This window comes from Nocardioides sp. AN3, assembly GCF_054653495.1.
On sequence record NZ_BAAIGC010000099.1, the window covers coordinates 1 to 338 of the forward strand.

The 338-nt window shown below is 69.2% G+C and carries 1 protein-coding gene; it reads left to right on the forward strand.

What is annotated here, in order from left to right; all coding sequences use genetic code 11:
* Window positions 1–338 (forward strand): electron transfer flavoprotein subunit beta/FixA family protein (locus ACYQ1K_RS27965; RefSeq protein ID WP_459986901.1); only part of this gene is annotated, 338 nt, incomplete at both ends.

Sequence of the window (338 nt, forward strand, 5' to 3'; positions counted from 1 at the left end):
GTGAAGCACGTCCCCGATGCGACCGCCGACCGGCGGTTCGAGCAGGACTTCACCGTCGACCGCGTCGGGGTCGACGGCCTGCTGTCCGAGCTGGACGAGTATGCCGTGGAGCAGGCGCTCCAGCTCAAGGAGAAGCGTCCCGACGACGCCATCGAGGTGACCGCGTTGACGGTCGGCCCGGAGAAGGCGGTCGACGCGGTCCGCAAGGCGCTGCAGATGGGTGCCGACAAGGGTGTCCACGTGCTCGACGACGCGATCGCCGGGTCGGACTACCTGGGCACCTCGCTGGTGCTGGCGAAGGCGATCGAGAAGATCGGCGCCGAGACGCCGGTCGACCT